The sequence below is a fragment of the Haemophilus haemolyticus genome (assembly GCF_003490595.1).
Taxonomy (GTDB): Bacteria; Pseudomonadota; Gammaproteobacteria; order Enterobacterales; family Pasteurellaceae; genus Haemophilus; species Haemophilus haemolyticus_L.
Genome location: NZ_QQGY01000002.1, coordinates 58,214 through 69,743, shown reverse-complemented (window position 1 = coordinate 69,743; position 11,530 = coordinate 58,214). Strand labels below are relative to the sequence as shown.

The window sequence follows — 11,530 nt, the reverse complement described above, 5'->3', positions numbered from 1 at the left end:
CTTTGTATTTTTTTAACTATTATTTAGTAGAGAGGTAGCATTATGTACTCAAAAGATGTTGAAATCACCGCGCCAAACGGTTTACATACTCGTCCAGCAGCACAATTTGTGAAAGAAGCCAAAGCATTTTCTTCTGATATCACAGTAACATCTGCTGGTAAGAGCGCAAGTGCAAAAAGTTTGTTTAAGCTACAAACACTAGGTTTAACACAGGGTACGGTGATCACCATTTCTGCTGAAGGCGAAGATGAGCAGCAGGCAGTTGAGCATTTAGTCGCTTTGATTCCAACTTTAGAATAATTCTTACTTAGCCATAAAATTGTGAAATTTTATGGCTATTGTTTATCTATTCCTTTTTAATTATTTCGGAAGGTATCTATGATTTCTGGTATTCTCGCATCACCTGGTATTGCCTTTGGTAAGGCACTTGTTCTTAAAGAAGAAAAGATTGTTCTTGATACACAAAAAATTACTGATGATCAAATTGACGCAGAAGTCGCTCGGTTTTACGAAGGACGTAGCGTGGCGGTGGAACAACTTAATTCAATCAGAGAGCGTGCATTAATTTCTTTAGGCGAAGAAAAAGCTGCAATCTTTGAAGGTCACTTGATGATTCTTGAGGATGAAGAATTAGAAGAAGAAATTCTTGATTATCTTCGTTCAAATAAAGTCAATGCCGCAGTTGCAGCGAGCAAAATTATTGATCAACAAGTCACAATGTTGTCGGAGATCGATGATGAATATTTGAAAGAGCGTGCTGGCGATATTCGTGATATTGGTAACCGTTTAATTAAAAATATTTTGGGTATGTACATAGTAGATCTTGGCGATATTCAAGAAGAATCAATTCTTGTTGCTTATGATTTGACTCCATCAGAAACTGCCCAACTTAATCTTGAAAAAGTATTAGGGGTTGTCACTGATATTGGTGGTAGAACCTCTCATACTTCTATTATGGCACGTTCTTTAGAATTACCAGCGATTGTAGGCACAAATAATGTGACCGAATTAGTCAATACTGGTGATTACTTAATTTTAGATGCGATAAATAATCAAGTTTATATCAATCCAACACAATCTCAGATTGATGAATTAAAAACACTTGAAGCTAAAATTTCTAAGGAAAGAGCAGAGTTAGCTAAATTAAAAGATCTTCCCGCAATCACATTGGATGGACACAAGGTTGATGTCGTCGCGAATATCGGGACAATCCGTGATTGTGAAGGGGCAGATCGCAATGGTGCTGAAGGTATTGGTTTGTACCGAACTGAATTCTTATTTATGGATCGTGAACAGCTTCCGACAGAAGAAGAACAATTCATTGCCTATAAAGAAGTGGTAGAAGCAATGAACGGGCGTTTAACCGTGCTTCGTACTATGGATATTGGTGGCGATAAAGAGCTTCCATATTTAGATTTACCAAAAGAAATGAATCCATTCTTGGGATGGCGTGCGATTCGCATTGCGTTAGATCGTCGTGAAATTTTAAATGCACAATTACGCGCGGTGTTGCGTGCTTCAGCGTTTGGTAAATTGGCGGTGATGTTCCCGATGATTATTTCTGTAGAGGAAATTCGAGAATTAAAATCGGTTATTGAAACATTAAAAGCGGAATTGCGTGCAGAAGGCAAAGCTTTTGATGAGCATATCCAAGTGGGTGTCATGGTTGAAACGCCATCCGCTGCCGTAAATGCAAAATTCTTAGCAAAAGAAGTAGATTTCTTCAGTATCGGTACTAACGATTTAACCCAATATACTTTGGCGGTGGATCGAGGCAATGAGTTAATTTCGCATCTTTACAATCCAATGCAGCCATCTGTGCTTGGTTTAATAAAACAAGTAATTGATGCTTCTCATGCAGAGGGCAAATGGACGGGAATGTGCGGTGAATTAGCCGGTGATGAACGTGCAACCTTATTGTTGCTTGGTATGGGATTAGATGAATTTAGTATGAGTGCTATTTCCGTACCTCGAATTAAAAAATTAATCCGTAATGTGAATTTCCAAGATGCAAAAGCCCTTGCTAATGCCGCATTACAAAAACCGACCGCTTCGGAAATTGAGCAGTTAATCGAAGAATTTTTGGCGGAAAATGCATTAAATTAAACAAAATTGTTTGATTTTACGTTAAAATAACAGCCATCTATGAATTGATAGGAGATTAAAATGGGCTTATTTGACAAGTTATTCGGTTCAAAAGAAAACAAATCTGTGGAAGTTGAAATTTATGCACCTATCTCTGGTGATATTGTAAATATCGAAGATGTTCCTGATGTGGTTTTCTCTGAAAAAATCGTGGGTGATGGTGTTGCTATTCGTCCTACCGGTAACAAAATCGTTGCGCCGGTGGATGGTGTGATTGGTAAAATTTTTGAAACCAACCATGCTTTTTCAATGGAATCAAAAGAAGGTGTAGAATTATTTGTACACTTTGGTATTGATACCGTTGAGCTGAAAGGTGAAGGATTTACTCGTATTGCGCAAGAAGGTCAATCTGTTAAGCGCGGTGACACCGTGATTGAATTTGATCTTCCTTTATTAGAATCAAAAGCAAAATCAGTATTAACGCCCGTTGTTATTTCCAATATGGATGAAATTTCTTGCATCGTGAAAAAATCAGGTGAAGTCGTCGCAGGAGAGTCAGTGGTATTAACCTTAACTAAATAATTTCTTTACGATAAAAAAGTCCGCCTTTGTGCGGATTTTTTATTTATTATAGTTACCTAGGGTAAGTATACCCTAGGCTAATCTCAATGCTACCCCGTTGGGGTAGTTTGAGGTTCCTCAAAGAGGAACTACTATAACTAGCCGTGGGTATACCTATCCACAGTAAAATATAAATTTTAAAAATTTCAGCGGAAGAAAATCAATATCTGGGTAAGTATACCCTAGGCTAATCTCGGTGCTACCCCGTTGGGGTAGTTTGAGGTTCCTCAAAGAGGAACTACTATAACTAGCCGTGGGTATACCTACTCGCAGTAAAATATAAATTTTAAAAATTTCAGCAGAAGAAAATCAATATCTGGGTAAGTATACCCTAGGCTAATCTCAATGCTACCCCGTTGGGGTAGTTTAAGGTTCCTCAAAGAGGAACTATTATAACTAACCGTGGGTATACTTACCCACGGTAAAACATAAATTTCAGCGGAAGAAAATCAATATCTAGGGTAAGTATACCCTAGGCTAATCTCGGTGCTACCCCGTTGGGGTAGTTTGAGGTTCCTCAAAGAGGAACTACTATAACTAGCCGTGGGTATACCTACCCACGGTAAAATATAAATTTTAAAAATTACGCTAGTTAAAGTGAAAATAAAGCAATGATCTACAAACTCACTGGCTCACTCCAAAATTACGTATGGGGAGGGCATCAATATATTCCTCAATTACTGAATATTCCAGCAGAAGAAAATCAATATTATGCTGAATGGTGGTTAGGCGCACATCATTCTGCGCCTTCAAGCATTGAAGTCGATGGTAAAAATGTATTACTTACTGAATTTTTACAGAAAAATCCTACCGCACTTGGTGTTCAAAGCCGAGCAAGTTTTGGTAATGAATTACCCTATTTATTAAAAATTCTTGATGTTTCCCAACCTCTTTCTATTCAACTTCATCCAACAAAAACGCAAGCTGAAATAGGATTTGCGGAAGAAAATGCGAAAGGCATTGAGTTAAAAGCATCAACACGTACTTATAAAGATAACAATCATAAACCTGAAATGATGATTGCTTTATCTGATTTCTGGTTGTTGCATGGTTTTAAAAATAAATCGGATATTATCGAAATTTTAGAGGCACGATCATCTTTAGTCCCGCTTGCAAAAAAATTGCATGAACAAGATTTACATGCTTTCTATGCCGATATTATGCAAGCAGAACAAGCTCAATTACACCAATGGCTTTCCCCAATTCTGTTGGCGAATCAAGCAGATTATGAGGCTAATAATCTGGATTTAACTAATCCAGATTATTGGGTGCTTTACACCATTGATGCAATGAATATTTCTTTAGATAAATTAGATTCGGGTTTAATTTGCTTCTATTTGTTTAATATTGTGCACCTCAAAAAAGGCGAGGGAATTTACCAAGATGCAGGCATTCCGCACGCTTATTTACGTGGGCAAAATATTGAACTGATGGCGTGTTCAGATAATGTAATTCGCGGTGGTTTAACGCCTAAATATGTGGATATTCCTGAATTGCTTAAAATTGTCGATTGTCGTGAAGTGGAGCCTAAAATTATCCCGTCGGCACCTCAAGACGCGCGTATATTTACTTACGCCACGCCAGCAAAAGATTTCGCTTTGCAAAATATTCAATATGAATGTGGCGAAACTCATCATTTAAAAGCACAAAGTGCGAGTATTTTATTGGTGATGAATGGCCAGTTAAATTTACGCTCAGAAACGACCGCTCTTTCTTTGAAACAAGGCGAGGCAGCTTTCATTACTGCGAATGCTTCTTATGAGCTGGAAGGTTTAATTGAAGGCTATGCAGTGGTGGCAAAATTGCCTTAATTTTATACAAAATAGGCTATAAAAGTGCGGGTGGATTTGATAGACTTTTTTCATTAAATCTACCCAATAAAGGAGAAAAATATGCTTGATGGATTCGCTATTTCCACATTAATTTTTGTGATATTAGTCGCATTAATTTTGTTTTCTACAGTAAAAACCGTACCACAAGGTTATAACTGGACAATCGAACGCTTTGGTCGTTACACAAGAACGTTAATGCCAGGGTTAAATTTAGTAGTACCTTTTGTTGATCGTATTGGTCGTAAAATTAATATGATGGAACAAGTTTTAGATATTCCTTCCCAAGAAGTGATTTCTAAAGATAACGCCAATGTTTCTATTGATGCGGTTTGTTTTGTGCAAGTGATTGATGCGCGAAGTGCGGCTTATGAAGTGAATCATTTGGAACAAGCTATCATAAATTTAACCATGACAAATATTCGAACCGTGCTTGGTTCGATGGAGCTTGATGAAATGCTTTCCCAACGTGATTCTATTAATAGTCGATTATTGGCTATTGTGGATGAAGCGACAAATCCATGGGGGATTAAAGTAACGCGTATTGAAATTCGTGATGTTCGTCCGCCTCGTGAACTGATTGATTCTATGAATGCTCAAATGAAAGCGGAGCGAAATAAACGTGCTGAAGTATTAGAGGCTGAAGGGATTCGTCAAGCTCAGATTCTCCGTGCTGAAGGTGAAAAACAAGCTCGAATTTTAAAAGCGGAAGGGGAGCGACAAGAAGCCTTTTTACAAGCTGAAGCCCGAGAACGTGCCGCGGAAGCTGAAGCAAAAGCAACGCAAATGGTATCAGAAGCCATTACCAGTGGTGATACCAAAGCGATTAACTACTTTATTGCACAAAAATACACGGAAGCATTGAAAGAAATCGGTAGTTCAGGAAACAGTAAAGTCGTGCTTATGCCATTAGAAGCTGGCAATTTAATTGGTTCTGTTGCTGGTATTGCGGAGTTATTAAAGGGCGATAAAAAATCTTAATTTAGATAAAGTGCGGTGATTTTTTTAATCGTTTATCACTGCACTTTTGTAATAAAAAGCCCTTACAACAAATAGGAGAATCTATGGCGGATTGGCTAATAAATTGGACGCTTTGGCATTGGCTGATTTTAGGCTTTATTTTGCTTATTGGTGAAGTGCTTACACCAGGGATATTTTTGCTATGGTGGGGATTGGCGGCTTTAGTGACGGCATTTGTACAATTTCTTTTTCCAAGCCTTTCTCTTGCCTCACTTGCTGTTTTTTACGCGCTATTAGCTTGTATACTTTCTGTGATTTGGTGGAAATATCAACATGGCAAAGATCGCCATGATCAATCTCATTCAACATTAAATCAACGCGATCATGCCTTACTTGGTAAACAAGGCATTGTTCAAGAACTTGGCGCGAATGGAATTGGTCGAGGTGCTTTTGGCGACACAACTTGGCGCATTCAAGGTGATAATCTTACAGTCGGTGCATTAATTGAAGTTGAACGCGTGGATGGCATTACGCTGATTGTAAAAAATATTTCTAATTAGTTTTGGGTTTTATTCGATAAGAAAAAACAGGCATCAAGCCTGTTTTTTTATGAGATTAAAATGTTCTTCCAACATTTACCGCACTTTGGGATTAGCCCAGCGTCGCTAAAATAATTTGCTCTTGATCAATATGAATCCAAACCTGTTGCCCGATTTGCCATTGATTCGGCTGGTGGACTGTGGCACAAAATTCAATATCGTTTTCAGCAAATTGAAGGATGGCTTCTTCTTCATTTAGTGATTTGATATTTACAGGGAACTGATTAGATTGATTCTCCAGTGGTTGTTCACTGATTTTCACCCAAGGCGCTTTGAACATCAGCATCACTTCTTTTTCCGTGATGAGTTTCAAACGAGCCGAGCTTTTTGTGGTAATAGAAACTTGCAACGGCGTTGGTAATCCTTGCACATTCACATCCACAACACAACGGGCGTCAATAATTCTCTGTTGTGCCACTCGTCCAAAAAATTGATTGCGTGCGCTACTTTGTAAAGAAAAACGTGCAGTTGCCGTGAGCAAACTATCTAACGGAACAGATTCATCTTGTAGGATATGAAAAGCGTGTTCTTGCGTACGTTCTAATAAATCATAAAGCTGTAGCAAACGCTCGGCATAAGTGGTAAGTGCTGTACCTCCGCCATTTTTTCCACCTGTATTTCGTTCAAGCAATGAGCGAGGGCTGATTTTATTCATGGCTTCTAAATGATCCCACGCACTTTTATAACTCACTTTTGCATTTTTCGCTGCTTGATTAATCGAACCGCATTGTTGAATTTCTTTGAGTAAACGTACTCGTTTTGGATCGATAAAAAGTGCTTGTTGAAGTTTAATGGTGAGTAAAATTTCGGTGTTTTTCATTTCGGTTCTCCCCAGTGATGATTCGAGTATTCTACTGGAAAAATAGAATGAGATAAAATTTCTTCTGGAACTAATCTTAAGATTCGTTATAACGATCTTTTAAAAGCAAAATCATCCCATTGTTTAATAGGTTTTTACTAAAAATGGGTAGTTCTTTTTTGTGTTTCACACTTTCTTTATATACTTTTATTGATATATAATAAAGTAAATAACGTTCTACCATAGGAGATGATTCATGAAAAAATTAACTAAAATTTCAACCGCACTTCTAATCGCAGGATTAGGCTTTTCTTTTGCGGCATCCGCTAAAGTGACTGTATTTGCAGCGGCTTCAATGACAGATGCTTTACAACAAGTTGCAAAAGATTACGCAAAACAAAATCCGAAAAATGAAGTGGTATTTTCTTTCGCTTCTTCTTCCACTTTAGCAAAACAAGTTGAAGAAGGTGCGCCAGCAGATATTTTTGTTTCTGCAAGCAATAAATGGATGAAATATCTTTCTGAAAAAGATTTAACCGTGAAAGAAACTGAAAAAGTTTTAGTGGGCAATGATTTAGTCTTAATCGCACCAGCAAAAAGTGCGGTAAATTCTATGGATATTGCAAAAGGTGAATGGATCAATGCATTAAAAGATAGCTATTTATCTGTTGGCGATCCTGCACACGTACCAGCAGGTCAATATGCAGAAGAAGCATTAACCAAATTAAATTTATGGGATAAAGTACAAGACCGTTTAGCTCGTGCAAAAGATGTTCGTGGCGCATTAGCTTTAGTTGAACGTGCAGAAGCACCTTACGGTATTGTGTACAGCACTGATGCAAAAGTTAGCCAACAAGTTAAAACGGTTGCAGTGTTCCCTGCTGATAGCCATAAACCAGTTGTTTATCCCGTTTCTATTGTAAAAGGTCATGATAATGCAGATTCTCGTGATTTCTTGAAATATTTAGAGTCAGATGCTGCGAAGAAAGTGCTTGTAGGGTATGGTTTCTCTGCAAAATAAGATAGAATCTTAATAGTCATGAAGGGCGGATATTTCTGCCCTTTTGTAATTATAGAGCATCTTACCTCTCATTAATGTGGGATATTCCCATAAACAAGGGATTTAAAGAGAGGATATTTGTATAAGGATTCATTTTGCTTACCCAATTTTTCTCATTTTTCAATCTGACCCCAATGGAAATCTCAGCGATTAATTTAAGTTTGAGTGTCGCTGTTAGTTCCATGCTTTGGAGTTTGCCGTTAGCCATTTTTGTCGCGTGGCTCTTAGCGCGTAAAAACTTCTATGGAAAATCCCTGATTACTGGCGTAATTCATTTGCCTTTAGTGTTGCCACCTGTGGTTATCGGTTATTTATTACTTGTGGCAATGGGGCGCAATGGTTTTATTGGCAAGTATTTATATCAGTGGTTTGGCTTATCTTTTGGTTTTAGTTGGAAAGGGGCGGTGCTTTCCTCTGCAGTAGTTGCCTTTCCATTGGTTGTTCGCGCGATTCGACTTTCTTTAGAAAATATTGATATTAAATTGGAGCAAGCAGCGCAAACATTGGGTGCTTCCACTTGGCGTGTATTTTTTACAATAACCTTGCCACTTTCTTTACCAGGGGTTTTAGCTGGACTCGTGCTTGGTTTTGCACGATCATTAGGGGAATTTGGTGCGACTATAACCTTTGTATCGAACATTGTAGGCGAAACTCAAACTATTCCACTTGCGATGTATTCTTTTATTCAAACACCCGGTGCAGAAGAACAAACCGCTCGCTTATGTTTATTTGCTATCATTCTTTCATTGATTTCTTTGCTATTGTCAGAGTGGTTGAGCAAGCGAATGCAGAAAAAATTAGGACAAGGAAATGTTGCAGATTAATGTGAAAAAACAGCTCGGGCAACTTGCCTTGCAAGCGAATATACAAGTGCCAGATCAAGGTGTGACAGCTATTTTCGGTTTGTCTGGCTCAGGCAAAACATCGCTGATTAATCTTGTCAGTGGCTTGATACAACCAGACGAAGGATTCATCCGTTTAAATGACCGCACTTTAGTGGATATGGAAACGCAAGAATCATTGCCGACCCACTTGCGTAAAATTGGCTATGTGTTCCAAGATGCGCGTTTATTTCCTCACTACACCGTGAAAGGCAATTTGCGCTATGGCATGAAAAATGTCTCGCAAGATGATTTTAACTATATTGTCGATCTTCTCGGTATTACTCATTTATTAAAGCGTTATCCTCTAACGCTTTCTGGTGGTGAGAAGCAGCGTGTAGCAATTGGTCGAGCATTGTTGGCTGAGCCCGACATTTTACTGATGGACGAACCACTTTCTGCCCTTGATGTTCCCCGCAAACGCGAGCTAATGCAATATTTGGAACGTCTTTCTAAAGAAATTAATATCCCGATTTTATATGTTACACATAGCTTGGACGAACTGTTGCGTTTAGCTGATCGGGTCGTACTGATGGAAAACGGCATTGTAAAAGCCTATGATAGCGTAGAAATAATTTGGAATAGCCCTATTTTTGCCCCTTGGAAAGGGGAAAGCGAACAGAGTAGTGTGCTTGCCTTGCCCGTTCATTTGCATAATCCTCCTTATAAAATGACCGCACTTTCGCTAGGCGAACAAGCGCTTTGGATTCATCAAGTGCCCGAAAATGTGGGCGAACGAGTGCGAGTTTGTATTTATAGTTCAGATGTTTCTATCACACTGCAAAAGCCAGAACAAACAAGCATTCGTAATATTTTACGTGGTCAAGTTGCACAAATTGAGATACAAGATTCTCGGGTAGATATTGCGGTGCTGGTGGATGGACATAAGATTTGGGCAAGTATCAGTAAATGGGCACAAAATGAACTGCGTTTTGCTGTTGGGCAAGATGTTTATGTTCAGATTAAAGCGGTGTCGGTGATGTAGTAAACGCTTTACTGAATAAAACACTAATATGACATAATATAAAAAACGCTTGTAGTGTATATTACAAGCGTTTTTTTGCGTAACGTCTAGAAAAATAAAGAAATTTATTAAATTATCCTGATATTTATCCAGCTTGCATTTTTTTTTTTTTTTTTAGAATAGGTAAGTTTTCACTCTAAATTATCGGGTTTAAACGTGGTCATCCAATCTAGGATGAAATTTATTCTAAAGTTTTTATATAGGATGTTTAAAATGAAAAAAACAATCTTAGCTTTATTAGCATTAGGGGTGTTTGGTGTGGCTAATGCAGCCCCTGTAACTCCAATTGGTACTCCAATCCCAACTCAAGCTGCAGGTGTAACCGCACCAGCAACTACAGGTGCTACTCACGCCAAAATCAAAGTAGAAGGTAGAGTTCTTGATAACACTTGTGAAATTAAAGCAGGTGATAGAGAAAAAACTGTTAGACTTAAAGATGTAGGTAAAAACCAATTAACAAGACTAGGTGATGTTGCTGCAGATCAATTAATTGAAATTGAATTAGAAAACTGCAAAGCTGGTAATCCAGCAACAAACGGTAGTGGCGGTAAAAGTATAACTGCTGCATTCCGTTCAACTAACCATGTTGATCACGATAATAACGGTACATTGAAAAACTTAGAGCCTACTGCAACTGCAGCTCAAAACGTAAACATCCAATTCTCCAACTTAGATGGTTCATCTATTCGTCTTGGTGCAAACGATTCAGCTAACGCATTAAAAGGTATCCGTCCTTCAACAGATGGTACTGGTCTTATTCAATTCAACGCTCGTTACTATGCAACTGGTCAATCTACTCCTGGTGCAGTAAAAGCAGAAGCTGAATTAGACTTAGCTTACGAGTAAGCTTAACTGATTCAATAAAATTAAGCCCGTCTTTGGCGGGCTTTTTTGGGCTTTTAACTCTTATTTTGAGTATTCTGTTTACTTGGGGAGAATCATCTATGCTATCTATTTTTAAAAAATCAGCTTTTATTTCTGCCACTCCACTTATGCTTGCATTTGCAGTCTCATCTGCTCAGGCGAGTGTAATCATTCTCGGTACGCGTCTGATTTACCCGTCTAACCAAAAAAGCCTCAATGTTCAACTTAACAACCAAAACGGCACCCCTGCTTTAGTGCAAAGCTGGATTGAAGACAAACAAGGCAACCAAGCTAATATTCCTTTTATTATTACTCCCCCAGTAACACGTGTGGAGGGTAACCAAGGGCAAACCTTACGTATTACTTATACGGGCACGCAAGCACTCCCAGAAGATCGCGAATCGCTCTATTATTTTAATTTATTGGATATTCCACCTAAACCAAGCAAGAAAGAGCTTAAAGATAGCCAAAACTATCTGCAATTTTCAGTGCGTAGCCGTTTAAAAATGTTTTATCGCCCAAGCGGCTTACCTTATCCACCAGTAGAAGCCTATAACAAAGTAACTTGGCAAGCCAAAGGCGGCAAACTTTGGGCAGATAACCCAACACCTTACTATTTAACATTTACTCAAGCACAAGTGGGTGCAAAAGATGCCTCAGCGGCGGTGATGGTTGCACCCTTTAGCCAAGGAGAATTTGACGTAAAAGGCGTAAGTAATGGTCAAAAAGTAAAATGGTCATTAATTAATGATTACGGTGGTGATGTGGCTGGAGAATCAGTAATTAAATAATTACCTAAAATCGATTT

The 11,530-nt window shown here is 38.4% G+C and carries 12 protein-coding genes; 11 read left to right on the top strand and 1 reads right to left on the bottom strand.

Annotated elements, in window-relative coordinates; translation table 11 throughout:
- The first annotated feature begins 42 nt into the window (after nucleotides 1-42).
- The 6 genes from ptsH (at nucleotide 43) to DV415_RS01995 (ending at nucleotide 6,055) form a co-directional block, all read left to right on the top strand.
- Entirely contained in the window at nucleotides 43-300 is a 258-nt protein-coding gene (gene ptsH, locus DV415_RS02020; RefSeq protein WP_005628404.1) for a phosphocarrier protein Hpr, read from the top strand.
- 78 nt (nucleotides 301-378) lie between these two features.
- The gene (gene ptsI, locus DV415_RS02015; RefSeq protein ID WP_118790728.1) at nucleotides 379-2,106 is read left to right on the top strand and encodes a phosphoenolpyruvate-protein phosphotransferase PtsI; all 1,728 of its coding nucleotides are present in this window, start codon (nucleotides 379-381) and stop codon (nucleotides 2,104-2,106) included.
- A gap of 60 nt (nucleotides 2,107-2,166) precedes the next feature.
- Nucleotides 2,167-2,667 (top strand): PTS glucose transporter subunit IIA, encoded by a 501-nt coding sequence (gene crr / locus DV415_RS02010; protein ID WP_118790729.1) that lies wholly within the window; start codon nucleotides 2,167-2,169, stop codon nucleotides 2,665-2,667.
- Between the two features lie 650 nt (nucleotides 2,668-3,317).
- Nucleotides 3,318-4,517 (top strand): mannose-6-phosphate isomerase, class I, encoded by a 1,200-nt coding sequence (gene manA / locus DV415_RS02005; RefSeq protein WP_118790731.1) that lies wholly within the window; start codon nucleotides 3,318-3,320, stop codon nucleotides 4,515-4,517.
- 81 nt (nucleotides 4,518-4,598) lie between these two features.
- Entirely contained in the window at nucleotides 4,599-5,516 is a 918-nt protein-coding gene (locus DV415_RS02000) for an SPFH domain-containing protein (RefSeq protein WP_005628412.1), read from the top strand.
- Between the two features lie 83 nt (nucleotides 5,517-5,599).
- On the top strand, nucleotides 5,600-6,055 hold the full coding sequence (locus DV415_RS01995) for an NfeD family protein (protein ID WP_118790733.1): 456 nt from the start codon (nucleotides 5,600-5,602) through the stop codon (nucleotides 6,053-6,055).
- 91 nt (nucleotides 6,056-6,146) lie between these two features.
- Here DV415_RS01995 and DV415_RS01990 read toward each other — a convergent pair whose 3' ends face one another.
- Entirely contained in the window at nucleotides 6,147-6,914 is a 768-nt protein-coding gene (locus DV415_RS01990) for a TOBE domain-containing protein (RefSeq protein WP_118790735.1), read from the bottom strand.
- A gap of 235 nt (nucleotides 6,915-7,149) precedes the next feature.
- On the opposite strand from DV415_RS01990, the gene modA reads away from it, so the two are divergent.
- The 5 genes from modA to DV415_RS01965 all read left to right on the top strand — a co-directional run bounded on the left by modA (nucleotide 7,150) and on the right by DV415_RS01965 (nucleotide 11,513).
- Complete coding sequence (modA, locus tag DV415_RS01985) at nucleotides 7,150-7,914, top strand: molybdate ABC transporter substrate-binding protein (protein WP_118790736.1); 765 nt, start codon at nucleotides 7,150-7,152, stop codon at nucleotides 7,912-7,914.
- A 134-nt stretch (nucleotides 7,915-8,048) separates the two neighbouring features.
- Nucleotides 8,049-8,777 carry a molybdate ABC transporter permease subunit gene (modB, locus tag DV415_RS01980; protein WP_192879071.1) on the top strand — a complete coding sequence of 243 codons (729 nt, stop codon included), beginning with the start codon at nucleotides 8,049-8,051 and terminating at the stop codon, nucleotides 8,775-8,777.
- Nucleotides 8,764-9,819 carry a molybdenum ABC transporter ATP-binding protein ModC gene (gene modC, locus DV415_RS01975; RefSeq protein ID WP_118790737.1) on the top strand — a complete coding sequence of 352 codons (1,056 nt, stop codon included), beginning with the start codon at nucleotides 8,764-8,766 and terminating at the stop codon, nucleotides 9,817-9,819. Before modB ends, modC begins: the two co-directional genes overlap by 14 nt.
- Nucleotides 9,820-10,071: 252 nt before the next feature.
- The gene (locus tag DV415_RS01970) at nucleotides 10,072-10,704 is read left to right on the top strand and encodes a fimbrial protein (RefSeq protein ID WP_239990900.1); all 633 of its coding nucleotides are present in this window, start codon (nucleotides 10,072-10,074) and stop codon (nucleotides 10,702-10,704) included.
- Nucleotides 10,705-10,802: 98 nt separating this feature from the next.
- Nucleotides 10,803-11,513 carry a fimbrial biogenesis chaperone gene (locus DV415_RS01965; protein ID WP_118790739.1) on the top strand — a complete coding sequence of 237 codons (711 nt, stop codon included), beginning with the start codon at nucleotides 10,803-10,805 and terminating at the stop codon, nucleotides 11,511-11,513.
- Nucleotides 11,514-11,530: the final 17 nt, after the last annotated feature.